Origin of the sequence: Leeuwenhoekiella marinoflava DSM 3653, from assembly GCF_900129005.1 — a bacterium.
Classification (GTDB): domain Bacteria; phylum Bacteroidota; class Bacteroidia; order Flavobacteriales; family Flavobacteriaceae; genus Leeuwenhoekiella; species Leeuwenhoekiella marinoflava.
The window spans coordinates 80,106-100,868 of sequence record NZ_FQUN01000004.1 but is presented as its reverse complement, the minus strand read 5'-3'; the positions used below and the strand labels follow the sequence as shown (position 1 = coordinate 100,868).

Annotated in this window: 20 protein-coding genes; 7 read left to right on the top strand and 13 right to left on the bottom strand. The window is 36.3% G+C overall.

What is annotated here, in order from left to right:
- Window positions 1-2 precede the first annotated feature (2 nt).
- Window positions 3-332 carry a hypothetical protein gene (locus BUB91_RS02610; protein ID WP_073096591.1) on the top strand — a complete coding sequence of 110 codons (330 nt, stop codon included), beginning with the start codon at window positions 3-5 and terminating at the stop codon, window positions 330-332.
- Between the two features lies 1 nt (window position 333).
- Complete coding sequence (locus tag BUB91_RS02605; RefSeq protein ID WP_073096588.1) at window positions 334-990, top strand: alpha/beta hydrolase; 657 nt, start codon at window positions 334-336, stop codon at window positions 988-990.
- Here BUB91_RS02605 and BUB91_RS02600 read toward each other — a convergent pair.
- A complete protein-coding gene (locus BUB91_RS02600) occupies window positions 987-1,472 on the bottom strand; it encodes a hypothetical protein (protein WP_073096585.1) in 486 nt (161 codons plus the stop codon). The genes BUB91_RS02605 and BUB91_RS02600 overlap by 4 nt on opposite strands.
- Window positions 1,473-1,477: 5 nt before the next feature.
- A complete protein-coding gene (locus tag BUB91_RS02595; RefSeq protein WP_073097182.1) occupies window positions 1,478-2,242 on the bottom strand; it encodes an MBL fold metallo-hydrolase in 765 nt (254 codons plus the stop codon).
- Window positions 2,243-2,351: 109 nt separating this feature from the next.
- Between BUB91_RS02595 and BUB91_RS02590 the strand changes: the two genes are divergently transcribed.
- Complete coding sequence (locus BUB91_RS02590; RefSeq protein ID WP_073096582.1) at window positions 2,352-3,806, top strand: nicotinate-nucleotide adenylyltransferase; 1,455 nt, start codon at window positions 2,352-2,354, stop codon at window positions 3,804-3,806.
- Between the two features lie 68 nt (window positions 3,807-3,874).
- Here the strand turns inward: BUB91_RS02590 and hisS are convergent, their stop codons facing one another.
- Window positions 3,875-5,605 carry a histidine--tRNA ligase gene (gene hisS, locus BUB91_RS02585; RefSeq protein ID WP_073096580.1) on the bottom strand — a complete coding sequence of 577 codons (1,731 nt, stop codon included), beginning with the start codon at window positions 5,603-5,605 and terminating at the stop codon, window positions 3,875-3,877.
- A gap of 142 nt (window positions 5,606-5,747) precedes the next feature.
- Between hisS and BUB91_RS02580 the strand changes: the two genes are divergently transcribed.
- Window positions 5,748-6,989 carry an ABC transporter permease gene (locus BUB91_RS02580; protein ID WP_073096577.1) on the top strand — a complete coding sequence of 414 codons (1,242 nt, stop codon included), beginning with the start codon at window positions 5,748-5,750 and terminating at the stop codon, window positions 6,987-6,989.
- Between the two features lie 55 nt (window positions 6,990-7,044).
- Here BUB91_RS02580 and BUB91_RS02575 read toward each other — a convergent pair whose 3' ends face one another.
- The 4 genes from BUB91_RS02575 to rpsF form a co-directional block, all read right to left on the bottom strand.
- Window positions 7,045-7,521, bottom strand: a complete 477-nt coding sequence (locus BUB91_RS02575) for a DUF6495 family protein (RefSeq protein WP_073096574.1) — start codon at window positions 7,519-7,521, stop codon at window positions 7,045-7,047.
- A gap of 68 nt (window positions 7,522-7,589) precedes the next feature.
- Entirely contained in the window at window positions 7,590-8,039 is a 450-nt protein-coding gene (gene rplI, locus BUB91_RS02570; RefSeq protein ID WP_073096572.1) for a 50S ribosomal protein L9, read from the bottom strand.
- A 13-nt stretch (window positions 8,040-8,052) separates the two neighbouring features.
- A complete protein-coding gene (rpsR, locus tag BUB91_RS02565; RefSeq protein WP_073096569.1) occupies window positions 8,053-8,352 on the bottom strand; it encodes a 30S ribosomal protein S18 in 300 nt (99 codons plus the stop codon).
- Between the two features lie 2 nt (window positions 8,353-8,354).
- Window positions 8,355-8,693 (bottom strand): 30S ribosomal protein S6, encoded by a 339-nt coding sequence (rpsF, locus tag BUB91_RS02560; protein ID WP_073096566.1) that lies wholly within the window; start codon window positions 8,691-8,693, stop codon window positions 8,355-8,357.
- A gap of 205 nt (window positions 8,694-8,898) precedes the next feature.
- Between rpsF and BUB91_RS02555 the strand changes: the two genes are divergently transcribed.
- The gene (locus BUB91_RS02555; RefSeq protein WP_073096564.1) at window positions 8,899-9,600 is read left to right on the top strand and encodes a LytR/AlgR family response regulator transcription factor; all 702 of its coding nucleotides are present in this window, start codon (window positions 8,899-8,901) and stop codon (window positions 9,598-9,600) included.
- A 48-nt stretch (window positions 9,601-9,648) separates the two neighbouring features.
- Here the strand turns inward: BUB91_RS02555 and priA are convergent, their stop codons facing one another.
- The 4 genes from priA to nadC form a co-directional block, all read right to left on the bottom strand.
- Window positions 9,649-12,105 carry a replication restart helicase PriA gene (gene priA / locus BUB91_RS02550; protein ID WP_073096562.1) on the bottom strand — a complete coding sequence of 819 codons (2,457 nt, stop codon included), beginning with the start codon at window positions 12,103-12,105 and terminating at the stop codon, window positions 9,649-9,651.
- A 68-nt stretch (window positions 12,106-12,173) separates the two neighbouring features.
- Complete coding sequence (locus tag BUB91_RS02545) at window positions 12,174-12,602, bottom strand: DUF2147 domain-containing protein (protein ID WP_073096560.1); 429 nt, start codon at window positions 12,600-12,602, stop codon at window positions 12,174-12,176.
- 87 nt (window positions 12,603-12,689) lie between these two features.
- Window positions 12,690-13,634, bottom strand: a complete 945-nt coding sequence (locus tag BUB91_RS02540; RefSeq protein WP_073096558.1) for a YihY/virulence factor BrkB family protein — start codon at window positions 13,632-13,634, stop codon at window positions 12,690-12,692.
- A complete protein-coding gene (nadC, locus tag BUB91_RS02535) occupies window positions 13,634-14,491 on the bottom strand; it encodes a carboxylating nicotinate-nucleotide diphosphorylase (protein ID WP_073096556.1) in 858 nt (285 codons plus the stop codon). The genes BUB91_RS02540 and nadC overlap by 1 nt, the downstream gene beginning before the upstream one ends.
- Before the next feature lie 126 nt (window positions 14,492-14,617).
- Here nadC and rlmH point away from each other — a divergent pair, with 126 nt between their 5' ends.
- Window positions 14,618-15,091 (top strand): 23S rRNA (pseudouridine(1915)-N(3))-methyltransferase RlmH, encoded by a 474-nt coding sequence (gene rlmH / locus BUB91_RS02530; RefSeq protein ID WP_073096553.1) that lies wholly within the window; start codon window positions 14,618-14,620, stop codon window positions 15,089-15,091.
- On the opposite strand, the gene BUB91_RS02525 is transcribed toward rlmH, so the two are convergent.
- Window positions 15,092-15,577, bottom strand: a complete 486-nt coding sequence (locus BUB91_RS02525; protein ID WP_073096550.1) for a GyrI-like domain-containing protein — start codon at window positions 15,575-15,577, stop codon at window positions 15,092-15,094.
- A 113-nt stretch (window positions 15,578-15,690) separates the two neighbouring features.
- On the opposite strand from BUB91_RS02525, the gene BUB91_RS21440 reads away from it, so the two are divergent.
- Window positions 15,691-15,822 (top strand): hypothetical protein, encoded by a 132-nt coding sequence (locus BUB91_RS21440; protein ID WP_262490522.1) that lies wholly within the window; start codon window positions 15,691-15,693, stop codon window positions 15,820-15,822.
- Here BUB91_RS21440 and BUB91_RS02520 read toward each other — a convergent pair whose 3' ends face one another.
- Window positions 15,823-20,736 (bottom strand): DNA repair ATPase, encoded by a 4,914-nt coding sequence (locus BUB91_RS02520; protein WP_073096547.1) that lies wholly within the window; start codon window positions 20,734-20,736, stop codon window positions 15,823-15,825.
- Between the last annotated feature and the right edge of the window lie 27 nt (window positions 20,737-20,763).

Sequence of the window (20,763 nt, the reverse complement as noted above, 5' to 3'; positions counted from 1 at the left end):
TAATGACGGAAGAAAATATTAAAACAGGAAAGACAACAGCTATTGTTGCTTACATTACCATTGTAGGAGCAATCATTTCGATTTTCATGAATATGGAACCTAAAAATCCGTTTGCTCGATTTCATATCAGACAAGCTTTTGGAATTTTCATCACCTTTTTTGCTCTTACTTTTATCGTGCCTTTCTTTGATAGTTGGGGTGTTTCCATAGCATTCTACATCTTTATCATTACGCTATGGGGTTATGGTATTGCTAATGCATTTCAAGGAAACATCATACCGGTACCACTTCTGGGGAAATATTTTCAGAAATGGTTCACATTCATACAATAATATGCACAACTTATCGCTAGAACATCTTATACAAAAACCCCGAATAGAATCTGATTCTAAACCCCCACTCTTACTGCTCCTTCACGGTTATGGAAGTAATGAGCAGGATTTATTTTCTTTTGCGCCGGAGTTGCCTGAAAAATATTTTGTGATTTCAGCTAAAGCACCCTTACCAATGCAACCGTATGGTAACGCATGGTATACCATTCACTGGGATTCAACAGACGGTAAATGGTCTGATGACGACGAAGCCATTGCGGCTCGTGAACTGATCTCAAAATTTATTGATGAGGCAATAACCGAATATGATCTCGATGCGACCAATGTTACGCTTTTAGGATTTAGTCAGGGATGTATTTTAAGCTATTCCGTAGCGCTAACGTATCCTGAAAAAATAAAGAATCTTATTGGTTTAAGCGGTTATGTTAATGAAGCAATTACTGAGCCTAAAACCGACTTATCTGCTTACGAACACTTGTCAGTATTCAGTTCTCATGGGACAGTTGATCAAGTTATCCCCGTAGATGCCGCTCGTAAAATTCCCGCTTATTTAGCTGATTTAAATATTGAAGCAAAACTCAACGAATATCCTGTAGGTCATGGCGTTGCTCCACAAAACTTTTACGATTTAAAAGATTGGTTAGTAAAGCACGCTTAAGGATAAATCACACTTTGAAGTGTTTCAAAATTTATGCTTCCGCCTTTTGCAACATCATAACGTAAAATAAGTTCGCCCCAACGCGTACCATCGCTAAAGTCTGCGATTATCCATTTGTGATTTAAGACTTCTACTTTGTTGATTTGAAAAACTCCGGTTGCGTTTTCATAAGGAATTAATGAATTCCCGGAAGCTTTATTTTCACTAACCAGCGAGGATTCAATTTTTGCTTCCAGATCTGTGATATCTACACCAAAACGCTCAAAATAAGTGTATGCATGTTCGTTATTTTCTAATTTAAAATAACGCCCGTCACCATTTTCTGTCAGGGACTGTATTGAATCTTCAGCTTTTTCCAGACGTTCTTTAAGTCGGATTATTTGAGCGTCTTGAGATTCATAAACCTTTGTTGAATTCACGTATTGAAATACAACCCACAAGGCTGTAAATAAAAACAAATACATAAATATATTTCTGCGCATATTTTCTAAAGTTCTAGTTGTAATCCGTCGTAGGCTAAGTGAATATTTTCAGGCAGATTGGCTTCTACTTCAGCATGAAAACCTAACAAATGACTGATGTGAGTAAAATAAGTTTGTTTCGGTTGAATTTCTTCAACAAAGGCAAGAGCTTCCTTTAAATTGAAATGCGAATAATGCGGTTCTTCACGCAATGCATTTACTACCAATACATCGAGATCATTCAACTTTGCTTTTTCAGATTCGCTTATGGTTTTTACATCCGTCAGGTAAGCAAAATTCCCGAAGCGATACCCAAAGACCTGTAAATTGCCGTGCATCACATTTATGGGCTCTACTTTAAGTTTATTAATAGTAAAAGAATTATTATTTACAACCTCTTGAATAGCCACTGCCGGAGCACCGGGATAACGATTTTCAGTCTTAAAGATATAATCAAAACGTTTTTTCAATTCGGCAATAACACGCTTATGCGCATAAACAGGTATATCGCCCTGTCTAAAGAAAAACGGACGTATATCATCTAAACCTGCTGTATGATCTGCGTGTTCATGAGTAAACAATAAAGCCTCGAGATGGTTAACATTATGCATCAACATCTGTTGTCTAAAATCTGGCCCGCAATCTATAACATAATTTGCGCCTTCAAATTCTATTAAAATGGATACACGCAAACGTTTGTCTCGAGGATCTGTACTCATGCAAACCGGGTGTGTGCTACCTATAATGGGGATTCCCTGTGATGTGCCTGTGCCTAGAAAGGTGATTTTCAAACCTGTGAAATTTAGCACAAAACTACACTTATTTTTTTGTAAGCCCTACCATTTTGCTACCTTTAACCCGCAAAGGAAATAGCCAGTACTCACCCAAAAACTAAGCAGTATGCCGATCACAATTCAAGGTGACAAAGAGTTTGAAAATATCCCTTCAATAAATAATAAAGCACTACGCATAAATCTTAACGAGAACATCTACGGTACTTTTGCCGAAATAGGTGCAGGTCAGGAAACAGTAAGACATTTTTTTAGAGCAGGTGGTGCCAGTGGTACAATTGCAAAAGCGATGTCTGCTTACGACAAAGATTTTAGTGATGCTGTTTATGGTGTTGAGCAAGATCAGCGCTATGTAACCGAAGCAAGACTTAAAAAAATGCTTGCTCATGAGACTAACTTATTAGAGAACCGCATTTCACGCGAAAAACACCCTAATAAGATCTATTTCACGTACGCAAACACGGTTGCTACTATAGATTTTGCTAAAAAATATAAAGGCCACGGTTGGGTAGGAATTAAATATCAGACCGAGCCACAAGCCGAATTTAACGAGATTATCCTGCACATACGCTTTCATGAGACTGATGCCCGCTTACAACAATTAACATTAGGTACTCTGGGTGTAAATCTTATATATGGAGCATATTATAAATACGACTCTCCTAAAAAATTATTGCGTTACTTATACGACCATATCGATAAAGATCAGATCGAGATTGATATGATCAACTTCTCAGGACCTGTTTTTTCTAAAGTTGATAATCGCTTGATGAGCTTACAACTGGTAAAAAATGGATTTACCGATGCGGTAATGTTTGGTCCTGACGGAAACAATATTCTTTCTGCTAAAATTCTTTACAAGAAAAACATTCTTGCGCTTCGCGGAAGTTTTAGGCCGGTGACTAAAGTGAATACTGATATGTATCGCAAATCACTGGAGATCTTCCTGAATGAAAATAGAGTAAAAGAAGAAAATACAGAAGTGATTTTTGAAATCACACTTTCTAACCTGAGAGCTGAAGGTGAGATTGATGAAGAAGATTTTATGGCGCGTGCCCGGTTGCTTTGTAATCTGGGTCACACCGTAATGATCTCAAACTTTCAGGAATATTACCGTCTGGTTGAATATTTCTCACGCTATACTAAAGAACGTATGGGACTTGCGATGGGTGTAAATAACCTGATTGATATTTTTGATGAATCGTATTACCGGCATTTAAGTGGAGGTATTCTGGAAGCTTTTGGTAAACTATTCTTTAAAGATCTTCGCGTTTATTTATATCCTATGCGTGATCCTGAAACAGGAGAATTCTTCACCAGCGAAAATCTTAAAGTACACCCACGTATGAAAGAACTGTACAAGTTCTTTAAATACAATGGTCGTGTAGTAGATATTGAAGACTACAATCCTGACATATTAAATGTATTCTCAAGACAGGTCTTAAAAATGATTTCTAGCGGAGAAGAAGGCTGGGAAGCAATGTTGCCAAAAGGTATTGCTGAACAAATTAAAGACCAGCGCTTATTTGATTACAGACCACCGGCTGCTGTAGAAAACGAATAAGATTTCAATAAAAAGCATAAAAAATCCCGAATTAAATTCGGGATTTTTTATGCTTTTATTTTTATGAATCAGCTCAACGCTTTTATGAGTCCGTCTATACTTACGCGTTGTTGTTCTCCGCTTTTCATATTTTTCAAAGTATAAACACCTTCTTCCATTTCTTGAGTTCCTGCAAGCACCACAAATTGAATATTGCGTTTATCTGCGTGCGACATTTGTTTTTTCATTTTAGCAGCATCAGGATAAAGTTCTGCAGTGATTCCCGCTTCACGCAAAGACTGTACCGCTTTCAAACAATACAAGGACTCATTCTCACCAAAATTGATAAACAACAAGCGCGTTCCTTTAATAGCCTGCTCCGGAAATAAACCCAATTCTTCAAGAACCAAGTAGATTCTATCTAAACCAAAGGAAATCCCTACTCCGCTCATATTCTTAAGTCCAAAAATACCGGTAAGATCATCATAACGACCACCGCCACCTATGCTTCCCATCTTGACACCTTCTGGTGCCGAAACTTCAAAAATTGCTCCTGTATAATAATTTAAGCCACGGGCAAGAGTCACATCAAGATCTAATGCAACTGTTTTTAAACCTAAAGCTTCAATCTTTGTGTTAATGTATTCTAATTCTTCAATACCTTGTTTTCCAGTTTCAGAATCAGCAAGCAAGTCTTTGAGCAAGTTTAGTTTCTCAGCAAAATTTCCACTTACATTAAAAATAGGCTTTACACGTTCTATAGCTTCTTCAGTAATTCCTTTTGCAAGCATTTCTTTAATTACACCCTCCTCTCCTATTTTATCTAATTTGTCTAAAGCAACTGTAAAATCGATCAGCTTATCTGCCGCTCCGATTGTTTCGGCAAGACCGGAAAGTATTTTACGATTATTCATTTTAACCGTAGTTCCTATCAGTCCTAAATCTGTAAAAACCGAATCGTATAACTGTACAAAAGCAACCTCCTGTAAAAGGGAATCAGAACCTACAGCATCTGCATCACACTGAAAAAACTCTCTGAATCTCCCTTTCTGCGGACGATCTGCACGCCAAACCGGCTGAATTTGATAACGCTTAAAAGGGAACTCGATCTCATTTTGATGCTGAACTACATAACGCGCAAAGGGCACAGTAAGGTCATAACGCAATGCTTTTTCTGAGATTTCAGAGGTTAGCTCTCTTGAAAAATATTTATTCAGGATTTCAATAGATAGATTATTTATATCTGTCTGATAAATAATGTTATTCCCTTCTTGGAATTTCATTTTTTGTATAACGTTTAAACATCGAGGAAGAATTACCTTTCTATAATCTCTTACTACATCTTCTAAAAATGATTTCTGTTCAGAATTTAACGAAGTTTTCGAAATAATTTCCGAATAGTACGAAGAAAGATGTAAATTCAACAAATCATCGATTTTCTTTCTCTCTGCTTCTTCAAAACGCTTGCCAAGAGCTGGAATATTTGATAAAATGCTATTTGAAATATTTATATAATTCTGGTAAAAATTGATGAAAAATTCATCATTAATTAAAAAACTAAGTATTTTATTTTTCTTTAGAATAGTATCCATTTCAGAAAAATAATCCCCACTATTCAAAATTTTAAAAATAAGACGATCTCCTTCATCTCCATATTTTCCCATCAGCGTGCTGCTGTTTTCAAATGAAGGTGTTTCTATAGGCTGAAAACCAAAAAGCTCAAAATTATGTCTAAGCGTATTGATGATGTAGTTACGTCTTAAAACTTCTTCCGGAGAAAAATCACGGGTTCCTTTAGGTATGCTTGGTTTTTGAGCCATTGTTATAATCTGTTGTGTATTTTAATGAATGCCCGTTAGGGGCTGCAAATATCTTAAAATTTGAGGGTTTGTCTGTCTTAATTTTATAAAACGGTAACTTTTTTAGATTTTAGTAGACTTATGAGTTCAAATCGCATACTCTATGTTCTCACTCTTTAGAGAAAATATTCGCATAGCCTTTGATTCTATACGCAGCCAGCTGCTTAGAACCATTCTTACAGTAGTAATTATCGCAATTGGGATTACTGCTCTCGTGGCTATTTTAAGCCTTGTAAAAGCTTTAGAAAACACGATTAGCAGTGACTTCTCTTCTATGGGCGCTAATACTTTTAATGTTCAGCGCTATGAATTTACTACCCAACGTCGTGGAAGTGGTGAGAAGCAAAAAGTAAATCCTGTGATTCGGTATACCGAAGTGCGCGATTTTGAAGAGCGCTATACATATCCACTTACTAAAGTTTCAGTTTCATTTACCGGTACTTCTGCCGCTGAAGTAAAATATGAAAATCAAGATACAGATCCAGAAGTTACCGTTCTCGGAACTAACGAGAACTTTCTTGACAATGGTGGTTTAGAATTAGACTCCGGAAGAAATTTCAATTTGTTCGACATTAAGAACAACAATAATGTATGTATTTTGGGTAGTGATTTTAAAAACGGACTCCTAAAAAACATAGATCCCATAGGGAAAACCATAAGTATTCGTGGAACGAGATTTAAAGTGATAGGTGTTCTTGAAGAAAAAGGCTCAACTTTTGGAAACAATCAGGATTTACGAGTTATTATTCCAATACAACTTGCCCGTTCTATGTTTACTCAGGCTAATATTAATTATTCTTTGAGTGTAAAAGTTGAAAATAAAGACATGCTTGAAGGCGCATTAGATGAAGCTATAATCACATTTAGAAACGTACGAAAACTCGCTCCTATTGAAGAAAACAACTTTGGTATAGGTCGAAGTGATGATCTTATCAATCAGATTTCACAAATTAGCGGATATCTCTCCATGGCAGCGTGGATTATTAGCCTTATAACAATTTTGGGCTCATCTATTGCGCTTATGAACATCATGCTGGTTTCGGTAACAGAACGCACCCGGGAGATCGGTGTGCGCAAAGCTCTGGGAGCTAAAAAATCTATAATTGCCGGTCAATTCTTAATGGAAACCATAATGATTGGTCAGTTTGGCGGTCTACTCGGAATTATTTTAGGAATCGGAATTGGCTTATTGATTTCTACCGTGGCTAATTTCAATTTCACCACTCCCTGGATGGCAATGTTAGCCGCAGTAACTGTCACGCTTATTGTAGCTGTTGTAGCAGGATTATTTCCGGCTTTAAAAGCAGCTAAATTAGATCCTATAGAATCTCTTAGATACGAATAAAAAAAGCCTGATTGAAATTTTTTCAATCAGGCTTTAATCTTTAAATAAGTTTGAATTAATCTACTTCAACAAATTTTTCAAACCACCTGTACAAGTCACCCTGAGTAATATTTGCCCCCTGACGAATCAATACAAAAATATCATTATTGCGATCATCAGATAAAAGTTTACTCGAACTATACAAATTCACTTCGTCTTTCATAAAATTTTCCTGCAACCATTTATAACCTTGCGGAGTCGTAATATCTATACTTTTATTCTCTACCTCAATAGAGATCATACTTATTTTAAGATCTCCTACTTTAAATAAAAACATATGCTGTTGCGAAAAATGTTCTAGATATTCAACTTTCCCTAAAACACCCTCCCAAACCAAATCACTAAAAACATCTAGCTCCTGCTCTGCAACTTCTGGTTTATTTTTTTTGATATCGTCCCACTCATCAGCAGTGATAGATTGTGCTGCAAGAAAATTTATAAATTCTTGATGCATCTCATCCAATTGTTCTTTTGAAAGTCTGATATACTTCATAATCTGAGAATTTTTTAAATAAAAAAAGCTTCCGTCAGACGGAAGCTTTTAAGTATAGTTTAAAAGGCTTAAGCCTCTGCTACCACGTCAAATGTAAGATTTGATACTACCTCACGGTGAAAACGAAGACTAGCATCGTATTGACCTAAACGCTTGATGTTACCACCAGCAATAGTGATGTATTTTTTATCAATCTCAACACCTTCTTTAGAAAGTGCATTTGCAAGGTCTGCATCAGTGATAGAACCAAATAATTTGTCTGCTTCACCAGACTTAGCTGTAAGTTTAATCTCTAAACCGTTTAATTTTTCAGCTTGTGCTTTAGCAGCATCAATTACTTGCTTCTCTTTATATGCACGTTGCTTTAAATTTTCAGCTAATACTTTCTTAGCAGAAGGAGTAGCTAAAACAGCGTGACCCTGTGGAATCAAAAAGTTTCTTCCGTAACCGTTTTTTACAGTAACTAAATCATCAACAAATCCTAGATTGTCGACGTCTTTCTTAAGTATAACTTCCATCTTTATCTAGTTTTTATTTATATAAATCCGTTACATAAGGCATAAGAGCTAGGTGTCTTGCACGCTTAACCGCTACGCTTACTTTACGTTGGTATTTTAATGACGTACCTGTAAGACGACGTGGTAACAACTTACCTTGTTCATTTACAAAAGATCCTAACCAATCTGCATCTTTATAGTCAATATACTTAATACCTGAACGCTTAAAACGACAGTATTTTTTTGTTTTAGAGGTCTCAATATTTAACGGAGTTAAATATCTAATTTCTCCATCTTTCTTAGCTTTCGCTTGTTGCTCAATAGATGATGCCATAACTATGCTTTTTCTTTGTTTCTTTTTCTACGCTTTTCAGCCCACTCGATCGCGTGCTTGTCTAAGCTTACCGTTAAGAAACGCATAATACGCTCGTCACGTCTAAACTCTAGTTCAAAATTTGCGATAACCTCTCCCGGTACCGTAAATTCAAAAAGGTGGTAAAAGCCACTTTTTTTGTTCTGGATTGCGTAAGCTAATTTTTTTAGCCCCCAATCTTCTTTAGCTATCATCTTGGCGCCGTTAGAAACAAGAAAATCTTCAAATTTCTTTACTGTTTCCTTTACCTGGTCATCAGATAAAACGGGATTCAAGATGAAAACAGTTTCGTAATGATTCATAAAATAGTTTATTTAAAAATGAGTGCAAAAGTACTTTTAATTTTTCAGATAACAAAAGTAGAATTAGGATATTCGACTACAAACACCCCTTTTTTAATTTAAAATAAAAAAAAATGAAGAAATATCGATGAACTACACAAAAAAGTTGCTTTATCCATAAATTGTACCTAGATTTGATAAACTAACGCCATCTCAAAACACAACTTTGGAAGAATTAATTTTAGACTGTGCTGTTGTTGACGATTCAAGTCTGCAACGCCTCGCAATCGTAAAGATGATTAAAGATCATCCCAACCTGCGACTAGCGGCACAATACAACAATGCAATTGAAACGAAAAATGGACTTCTAGAAACTAAGGTTGACCTTATCTTTTTAGATATTGAAATGCCTATTTTGACTGGTTTTGATTTACTGGATGATTTGGTACATAAACCACAAATTATATTCGTCACCGGTAAAACAAAATATGCATACAAGGCTTTTAACTATAACGCCATAGATTATTTAAGAAAACCGCTTACAAAAGACCGTTTCTTAAATGCAGTACACAAAGCCATTAATCTTCACCGTCTTAAAACCGAAGGCAATGTTGAAGATGATGATTATATCTTCGTGAAGAGTAATCTGAAGAAGAAAAAAGTGTTTTTGAACGACCTAAAATTTATCGAAGCTTTAGGAGATTATGTGAAGTTGGTTACCTACAATGAGCCTATCATAGTACTTTCAACGATGAAAGCTTTTGAAGCACAGCTTCCGGCAGAACGATTTATGCGTATACACAAATCGTATATTATTAATATGGACAAAGTTGAGAAATACAACAGTAGAAATATAGAGATCGAAGGAGATAAAATTCCTTTAAGCAGACATAAGAAAACAAAACTTATGGAAGCACTCTCGAGATAATTATTAGACAAAAAAAATCCTGCTTGATTCAAGCAGGATTTTTTTTGTCTAATAATTATCTACGTCGAGAACTATTTTGACACTTCTGTATTGAGAAATACTCAGAAAACTACTTCGTATTTTTAAGATTGCTTTCTTAGTTTTTTCAAGACTTTGCTTTCTAGGAATTTTTATAAGAATGTTTCTGTAATACTCATTCCGGATTCTTGAAACTGGCGGCGGTTCTGGCCCCAAAACCTGATCTTTAAACACATTTTTTAAAGCTTGCCCCAGCCAAACTGAAGATTCTTCAATCTTTTGAAAATCCCGATGTTTCAACGTAATTTTAATCGTTCGGCAAAATGGCGGATACTTATACACATGACGTTCTTCAAGTTGCTCGTGATACATCTTTTCATAGGCATTCGTTGAAACCTGCTGCAAAATCTGATGATGCGGATTATAACTTTGAATCAACACCGTACCCCGTTTTTGCGTACGTCCTGCCCTTCCGGAAACTTGCTGAATCAACTGAAAACTGCGTTCGTGAGCCCTAAAATCCGGAATATTGAGCATACTGTCTGCATTTAAAATTCCTACAAGAGTCACATTTCTAAAATCGAGTCCTTTTGTAAGCATTTGCGTTCCTACAAGAATATCTACCTCGCCCTGCTCAAAAGCGGTAATGATTTTCTCAAAGCCATATTTACCCCGAGTCGTGTCAGAATCCATTCGACCTATATTATACTCCGGGTATAATTCCTTAAGCTCTACTTCTACTTGTTCTGTACCGAATCCTTTAGTATCCAACTCCTCACTACCGCAAGCCATACATTTTTGGAGCATAGCAATATGATAACCACAATAATGACAACGCAACTGACTGCGATGCTTATGAAAAGTCAAACTCACATCACAATTAGGACATTGTGGAGCATGCCCACACGTATTACATTCTAATATAGGAGAATACCCTCTTCTATTTTGAAATAAGATTACTTGTTCTCCCAGATCAAGAGCATCAGTAATGGCACGCAAGAGATCATCACTAAAATGCCCGGTCATTCGCTTTTTACGGTATTTATCCTGAATGTCTATTATACTATTTTCGGGCATTAAAATATTACCATAGCGCTCTTTCATTGTAACCAGACCATACTTACCGGTACTGGCATTATAATACGTCTCTAAAGAAGGTGTAGCGGAACCTAATAAAACTTTTGCTCCCTGCTGAAATGCCAAAACAATACTTGCATCACGAGCCTGATAGCGAGGTGCAGGATCGTATTGTTTATAACTACTCTCGTGCTCCTCATCAACAACCACAAGCCCTAGATTCTCAAAAGGAAGAAACAAAGCACTACGTGCTCCTAAAACAAGTTGAGCTTTAGAAGCTTTATTTAAGACATTATTCCACACTTCTACGCGCTCATGAACAGAATATTTAGAATGATAAACTGAAAGTTGATTCCCGAAAAATTCCTGCAATCGGGAAACAAGTTGTGTTGTAAGAGCAATTTCGGGTAATAAATAGAGTACCTGTTTTCCTTCAGCTAAATACTCTTTAATAAGATTAACGTAAACTTCTGTCTTACCAGAAGCAGTAACCCCATGTAGCAAACAAACTTCGTGCGAATCATATGAAGCTTTTATTTCCTTTAAAGCATTCTCTTGCTGCGTATTTAATTGTTTAACGGCACTATCTTCTTTACCTGAATACACAATACGATCCTTCTTAATTTTATAGGTTTCAAAAATACCCTTGCTTACCAAAGCCTTCAATTGAGCAGAAGAAGCTCCACTTTGCTCCTGTAACTCTTTAGCTTTTATCGGTTTTTTAGCACGCGCTTGTATCGAAAAATAATTGAGTAATAGCTCGCGTTGTTTTGGAGCTCTATTGAGTTCATCAAGTGCAATATGCATATTTGCCTCTTGTTCATATTCTTTAGTAAGACGCACATATTTTACCAGCTTAGGCTTATAAGCCTCATAAATCTCCTGATCAAGAGCTACCAGATTCAAATCTATTAAACGGTTGATACTGGGAAGTACCTTTTTTTTATCCAAAACCTGCATCACTTCACTAATGCGTAAAATAGATTGATCCTTAAAAGTTTTTAAAATGAGTAAACTTTCGTCATCTAAACTATCCAAATACTCTTCTGCATTATCATTAGAAAGTTTTTTTATAATGGTCTCGCTTTCTAAAAGAAAAGCGCCGGGCAATGCCGCTCGCATGATTTCTCCTAAAGTAGCCATATAATAGCTTGCCATCCACTTCCAGAAATTCAACTGTGCTTGATGAACTACAGGTACTTCATCAAGAATTTGTTCTATTTCTTTAGCCTCGTAAATACGCGGCTCCTCTTGATGTACGCGTATTGCTAGAGAAGTATAAATCTTGCTTTTACCAAAAGGCACAGCAAGCCTCATCCCTGGTTTTATAAAGGAATATTCGGCTTCACTGATGCGATACGTGAACGCATTTTCAACAGGAATAGGTAAGATTACATCTACAAAATACACGAGGGTAAAGATAAAAAAAAGGCTGTCTCTAGTTTTAGAAACAGCCTTAGTTTATAAGAAGTTTAATGTTATTTAACGCGTGCCCAATATTGAGTTCTTCCTAATAATGAAAAACCAATATAACCACGAACTTTAAGTTTATCAGGATTCTCTAGCTCAATTAAACACTTATAGAGTTTTCCACTTTGAGGATCTAAAATTTTTCCATCATTATACTCATCACCGTCTTTCACTAAACCCTTGATGATTACAAGACCTTGAACAGGTTTTCCTTTATCAGAACCGGGACAATCAACACATTTAGCATCTTGACGATCTTTATTAAGGATTTCGATAATTTTACCGTAAATCTTACCATCTTGTTTGTAAATCTCTACAATAGATTTTGCATCACCAGTCTCATCGTCAATAGTTTTCCATTTACCAGTAACATCTTGAGCAAACATTCCTGCTGCAGAAATAAGAGCAAACATTAAAAAAGCACATATTTTTTTCATAATCGTTATTTAAAGGGGTTATTTTTTTTAATTCAACAAAGTATCAAGATCAATAATAGGATATTTTTAATAATCCAACAGTTAAATTCAAGATATTTGCGATTTTTTAAGATCTCTTCGCTTTTTTAGACGATACATCGTAGCATTCAATTCAAAACCCAAAAGTAATAAGTTAGAATTGAGCCAGATATAAACCATCATTATCAATAAAGCACCAATAGAACCGTATAATTGGTTATACGTTGCAAAATTATTGATGTAAATACCAAATAAATAAGTTGTCACCACAAATAAAATTGTTGTTAGTGTCGCTCCTATTGAAAAAAACCGGGTGCTTTTTCCTTCTTTAGTTCCAAAATAATAAAGTGTCGCGACCACTCCGTAAATCAGAATTAAAAGTGAAATAAAACTTCCCAATCTGGATATCCACAAATTATCTTCATTTACGATACCGCGTCGTTTCAATTCTGTAATAGAAAACTGAAGGTACAGCACCACTATAACTACTACAAGCAACAACAATGCCAACATTAACGAAACCCCCAGAGCCACAGCATATTGCTTAAACATATTTCTATTAGTCACCGAATGAAAGCTATACTCAAAACCTGTAAAAATAGCATTAACCCCATTTGTCATCAGGAATATAGCAAAGATCAAAGTAAACGATAAAAGTCCGCCACGCTGATTTGCTGCAATATCCAGCAGAATGGGATCAAAAAAATCTTGAGTTTGAGGAGGCAATAAATTATTTATAAAAGAAAGAAAATCAGTTTGAAACCCATTTATGGGAACGTATGGAATCAAGTTCAAAATAAATAGAAAAAATGGAAAAAGCGCCATAAAAAAACTGAAAGCTACTGCACTTGCCCGCGTTGCAAAAGTTCCCTTTATTATGCCAATGGCATACATTTCCCAAAAGTCATAAAGCGACAAACCTTCAAAGCCGGGTAAAATAATTGTCTTTGCCCACTTGACCAGAGGTAGTAATAATGGAATCGTCTTTAATTTATCATCCCACTCGTCACTCATCAAACTGCTTTTAAACTTAAATCCATATTGTAAACCGAATGGGTTAACGCTCCACTCGATATATAATCTACACCACATTTTGCATATTCAGCGAGAGTCTCTTCATTTATATTCCCTGAGGATTCGGTTAAGCATTTGTCACCAATCGTTTCTACTGCAGTACGTGTATCTTCATAATTAAAGTTATCCAGCAAAATGCGGTAAATGCCACCTGCTTCTAAAATTGCATCAACTTCTTTAAGGTCTCGAGCTTCAACAATAATCTTGAGATCCAAATTATTTTCAGCTAAATATTGTTTAGTTTTCGCTATCGCTTCAACAATGCCACCTGCAAAATCAATGTGATTATCTTTCAACATTACCATATCATACAACGCAAAACGATGGTTTTCGCCACCACCAATTTTCACAGCCATTTTTTCTAAAGCTCTAAAACCCGGTGTGGTTTTACGCGTATCCAGAATTTGAGTATTTGTTCCTTCTAAAAGGCTTACATATTGTTTGGTCTTTGTCGCTATCGCACTCATGCGCTGCATAGCATTAAGCACCAACCTCTCTGCTTTTAAAATACTTTGAGAACTGCCCGAAACATAAAACACAATATCTCCTTCATTAACAGATTCTCCGTCTTTGATTAATACCTCAATTTCAAGTTCTGAGTCAACATAATCAAAAGCACGCTTAGCAAAATCTACTCCGGCAATAACACCGGGTTCTTTTACCAGAAGCTTGGCTTTACCTGTTGCATCTGCTGGTATACAGGCTAACGAACTGTAATCACCGGGACCAATATCTTCCCGAATTGCATTTTTTATAATAAGATTTACCTCTTCTAAAAGCTTAATTTCTGAAATCATAAATATGGAACGAATTTTTGCTAAGTTAGACAAACAACCGAGCAATTTACAACACCTAATTGCAAATAGTGTTAAGATATCTTATTTTATAAAGTGTTCAAAATTGAAAAATACTAATTTTGAAGAATGAATATAAAACTGCTCTGCATTGGTAAAACCGACGACCGCAACCTAGACGAGTTGATTTCTATTTATACAAAACGCTTAAAATTCTACGTGAATTTTGATCTGGAGATTATCCCTGATCTAAAAAAAACCAAGAACCTCTCTGAAGATCAACAAAAAGAAAAAGAAGGTGAATTGATTCTGTCAAAACTCAGTGCTCAGGATCAACTTATTGTATTGGATGAAAAAGGAAAAGACCTGACCAGCGAAAAATTTGCAGATTATCTTCAGAAAAAAATGAATAGTGGTATCAAAACACTCGTTTTTGTTATTGGCGGTCCTTACGGGTTTTCTCCAGAAGTTTATGCAAAAGCACAAGGGAAGATTTCATTATCAAAAATGACTTTTTCGCACCAAATGATTCGATTATTTATGACCGAGCAAGTTTATAGAGCGTTTACCATTTTAAGAAACGAACCTTATCATCACCGCTAACTATTTAAGCTGTATAGGGATCCATATTTCCTCTTCACTTTCCGGATGACTAGGCCCGTAATATTTTTCTCCTAGTCTTTCAAAATGGGCACGCTCATCTAGTTTATATTTTGATTGTGGCAACCAGGTTCCATAAATATAATTAGAAGTTTCTACAAACTGCTTTACTGGTCCCACGTGGGTAAAAACAGCATACAAGCCGCCTGCAATTGTTTTAGTTTGCATTCCGTCAGGTACATTCTCAAAGCTATTTACCTCTACAGCTGCCCAGCGTTCAAACTTAGTTTCACGCGTAAACTCTTCGACTTTAAGACCAAAAGGATAAACCTGCATGGAATAAAATCCGGAGTCTACACGATTTTTAATTTCCTTATGTCTGCTCATAAAGTCTTGCCACAGTGTAGCAGTATCATCAAAAGAAAGAGTTGTAATAAGGCATTTACCTACTATTTTACGTGGTTCTATTTTTTGTAGTCGTGGTTCCATAAAAAGTTTAGTTGTGCCTGAAAATACAGATTTTAACAAGAAGTCTCAATTATAGGTTTTATTTAACTAAGAATACATCACTCAAAACGTATACTTAATGAAAACAAACAACTATGAAACCAAGAGAACTAATCAGTAGATTCTTCTTATTTACAACAGCTATGCAAATAGGCTATTACGCCGTTATTTTTGCTGATAAAAACAAGGCTACTATCAAAAAAAAATATAAGAACCTTAAGCGTTAATTAAGACTTCAAACCACGCTCAAGGACTTTTTTAATTCCTTCTAGGTTATCTGAAAATTGCATCATTTGCGCTAATACCTGAGCCATCTCATTAGCTTCACCAAAACCTTTAAGCTTGTTATTTTTCACAAAAGTTTCTTTGATAGATTCCCAGCGAGCTTCTTCTTCTTTAGAAATCGAATTGATAAGCGTTTTGTATTTCAGCAAATTGGCTTCGGCAGAACCGGTTAAGGTTTGCGCTTCACTTTCATAATGCGCTAATAATAAGATTTGTAATTCCTTCTCATTCATTATAGGCACAACTTTAGCAACGAGTTTATTCATGTCACGGTACGATCCTTGGAGTTTGAACGCCGGTTCGGTGCGATACGCATCTTCCATTGCTGCAGACTTTATATAAGCTTCATTAACTTTAAGGATTGTGTTTCTAACTTTCAGTACTTTCTCTAAAATTGAAGTGTATTCTTCTAACTCGCGATTGCTGTGGTTTCCTTTTAACTGCAACTCGTTATTTCCGGTCTCTAAACGTTCTAATAGCGTATAAACATCGTCAAAATGTGAGCTGCTCAACTGTTGTAAAACCGGGTTTGCAGTAAGCGAATTTTCAATCAAACTGAGTTTAAATAAATCAGCAGTATCGCCGATGATATCACCCAAATTATAAATATCTGCACGGTTTGCTAACATATCAGGAATCTGAAACTTGGCACCACTTTCGGTATACGGGTTACCCGCCATGATAATGCAAAACTTCTTACCTCTTAAATCGTAGGTTTTAGGCTGTTCATTATAAACACCTTCTATTTTGCGCGTCCCATCAGATAGAGAAATGAATTTCTGTAAAAACTCCGGATTACAATGCTGTATATCGTCTAGATACAACATCACGTTATTTCCCATTTCAAAAGCAAGATTGAGCTTTTTCAACTCTTCCCTAGAAGCGGAATTTGTAGCTGCAGCAGGATCAACAGATGTCACTTCGTGACCTATTGCCGGGCCGTTAATTTTCATAAAAATCAAGCCCAGACGATTTGCGATATACTCCATCAGCGTAGTTTTACCATAACCCGGTGGCGAGATCAACAACAGCATTCCCATACGATCTGTGCGCGTGGTATCCCCCACTGTTCCTAATTGCTTCGCAAGATTATCTCCAAACAGCGGAAAATAAACCTGATCAATCAATTTATTACGCACAAATGAGGTCAAAACTTTCGGTTTAAATTCTTCGAGCTTCAGCTCTTCTTTTAAAGTTTCTGTAACCTCGTGCTTTGCTTTTCTAAATGCTTCAAATGCAGGAACATATTCAGCTACAAAATGACTGAGTTCTGTTATAAAGTCGTGAAAATTAAAAAGCAAACTTCCATTTTCTAAGCTTCTATGGTCGCCTTTCAAATTTTCAATCTTTTCCGAAGGTTTACCAACGTTTATTTTTGAGACTGAATCGTCCTCAAATAAAATCAGGCAAACAACCTCATCAATATATCTGGAACGTTGCGCCAACGTAAGCTCATTATGTAAACTGCTTTCATTCCTTATAAATGCGCCAACCCACTGTTTGACTAAAGCAATTTTAGATTCATAATCTGCCTGACTTTCGTAGCTGTTTTTAAATTTTAAATCGGCTTGCTTGTCTTTCAAGCTTTTGACAAAAGACTCTTTAATATCAACAGCAACTGCACTTCTTATAAACGAATCGTCATTTTGCAATTCATCAAAAAGATATTTGGTTATTTCCTGAGTATCTACATAATCAAAAAGTTGGTTTTCTTCATTAAAAGCTGTTATCTTTTTAAATAATAAATTCAGGATAAACTCATATTCTTTATCAGCAGGAAAATACTGTAAAACCGCTCCGCTAGCTTTGAGTTTCTGATCAAGTAGGTGCTGTTCTTCTTGCTCAAGACTGTTCCAAAAATACTGCGCATAGGCTCGTATTTTAGGATCGAATCGCAACAAGCCCAGATCAACATATTTCTGCAGCAAAACTTTTAAGATTTGAGCAGCATCCAGATCATGTACGCCTTTTACGTAGCCTTCACTGTAATTAGAACTACTCAATTCTTGTATTTTCTTCAACAAATCTTCATCAGATAATTCGTGCAAATATTGCTTATCTGAAGCATCAAATATTTTATAGGCCAAATAAGCCGAACGATAAATACTATCATTCTCAGAAACAAATTCCTGATCCCAAATCTGTCTGGAATTCAACAATACAGGATGGTTCAACTTCTCATAAAAATCGGTTCCCGTTAAGTGATAAGCAAGCTCTCCATTTTTTAGAACAATAGTCAAATCCAGAGGTTGCTTGTTTACACCAAACTTATGCTTCCCTAAACGGATTACATGCTCACCATCTTCATACAGGTCAAGCTTGTCTTTTAGCTTTCTCAGCGCATCTTCCCGCGCTACTTTAAGCGCAGTCTCCAGCTCTTCGGCCTTACCACTATCTTCCAGTTCATTAAGCTGCACGATGATATCCCGTAGCTTATTGATCATTAGATCTGAAGCAAAATACCCATTGATCTCATCTGCAGAACCCAGACTTTGTGCTCGCTTAGAAACGCCTTTTAATATACGCTCAGAAGCATTTTGTAACGCAAGCGCTTTTTTATTACGCTTCTCAACCAAGCTATTCTTACGCGCTTCAAAAGCGGCATAAACCTCTTCGCGCTTCTCAAGAATAACCGTGATAAACTCTTCAAAATCTGCAAATTTCCCTTCTAACTCTTCAAGTTGTATCGAAATTTTATTCTGAAACTCATCGCACTTCTCAGGTGTTGAAGCGATATCTATATAATTGATGATACTCTGATCTATCAATTTAAGCTGTGCCGAGAAATCAGCTTGTGCCTCTGCGCTTCCCAGCGCTTTTTTCTTGTTTTTTAAAGCCGCTTTTAACTGATTAATCGTCGCGAAAATCAACGATATATTATCTACAATTTTTGTTGCATGTGCGGTATCTTCAATCTCCAAATTGGTTACGATATCGATTAGCAACTCTAAATCTGCAGCGATCTGATTGACTTCTTCTTCAAGCTTTTTAGCTTCGATAACCTTCTTGACCTGCTCTAGCTCATCATATTTCGCAGCAACCTGATCGTGATACGGTTGTAAAGCTTTATCATCTAATAAAAACTGAACACAGCGTCTTGATATTTTTTGAGTTTGTTCTCCTATTTCGGTCTCTAGCTCGTTTAAGAAATCAACATTTACGTAACGCACGTCTCGCAGGCTAATCACCTTACCACGCAGCATACGCAGTTGAGTCAATAAGACAACAAAATCATTAATACTTTTAAACGAAGAACTCTTAATCTTAGAAAAAATCTTCTCAGCTTCTTCACGTAATTCTTTAGTTTGTGTAGCAGCATGGCGACGGAGTTCGGTTACTTTTTCAAACTCATCTATCGCAGCATTTGCAGCTTTATTGATTTCGCGTAGCGGAAGATCCAAACCTTCGGCCTCTTCTTCGGCTAACCAATAATAAGAATCCTGAATATCTTTTGCAGACTTCGCAATATCTGCATACAAGCCATCGTAATTATCTTCCTTATTCAACAAGGTAATAAGTGCCTGTGATTCGGCCATTGCTTTCACAATATCCTTATTCCCTATTTTGTAGAGCATAGATTCGGTATGCTGTGAGGGCATATAATCCCCTTTTAAAAAAGGAGTTTGCCAGATCTGAACGACATGATGCTTGGTCTGATTATCTTCCGCAGTAAAATAGCAGAGTTCCCCATTTTCAAGAATGGTAAAACCACTACAAACAATTGGTGTTTTTATTTCCTGACTGATGATATTATAAGACATCAGTTTATAAAGTCCTTTGCTTCCCTCGTAGAATACATACAAGAAATCTTCACCATTAGGAGAGACTGTTTTTTCTTGAAATTTTAAATCTAAAAGTCCGTCATCAAAAACTTTGTATTCACCAGTCTGCAAGTAATAGCCGTTAGGAAAAATAATCCCTTGGTCATCCGGAAGCAACACAGCTGCAACGCCAACACTTTGAATTTTATGAACTTGCTTAATCTTATGATTGTACACAAAATAACGGGACGCCTCCTGAAAAGGTTTGATATCGATAACGATCAAGTTACCCAGATTTGCATAGCGGTACTGACCATCATCTAATGTCTGGTCATAGTGTTCTACAGGTTCAGAAAAAATCCCCTTACCATCCTCCGTATTATCTTCAATCTTGATGGTGAGATCACCGCCTATGGTTTCTACAAAAACACGGTCTAAAATTGAAACATGCGAATGCACACCATAACGATGCATCTCGCGGCTAACCGCCTGCCATTTAAACTCGTGCTGCGGGGGAAAGCGATACTCGTGGTCGCTACGGTTATCTACATACTCGAGTTTATTTTCTTTGATTAACCACTTGAAAGTCTTGATATCAGAGACACTCTCGCTTAACTGAAAAACCATATGCAAGTAATTGCCTATAACGGCAAAACGAGAAAAAATGGTATTCCTATAATACTTATAGAGGTTGGAAAAATCTGTTTTAAAAGTCGTATCATCTAATAAGTCTAATGCAGTAGGCTCAAAACGATTTTCGGTGAAGTTGTAAATGCTAAAAACATCAGAAAGTACGATTTCTGTACGCAGGCCAAAATGGACATTATATCCAAAAATACAAGTGTTACCTAACGAAACAATATCACGCGCAATACAGTTATTTTCCGTGCTAATGCGGTCGTTTGCAATAAGCTTAGTCTCTAATGAGCCAAATACTGATTTGCGCTCTTCATTAAGCTGAGATAACCGATCCTGCAGGTCCTGCTTTTGTTTTTGAAGTCGGCTGCGTATGATTGCATACGTACCACCATCAAGTGTATCTTGAGCAAGGTTTTCTTTAGGATTGTTTATAGTGGTTTGTGACTTTTTTGTCATGGGTTTTTCGTCTAAAAAATAAAACGA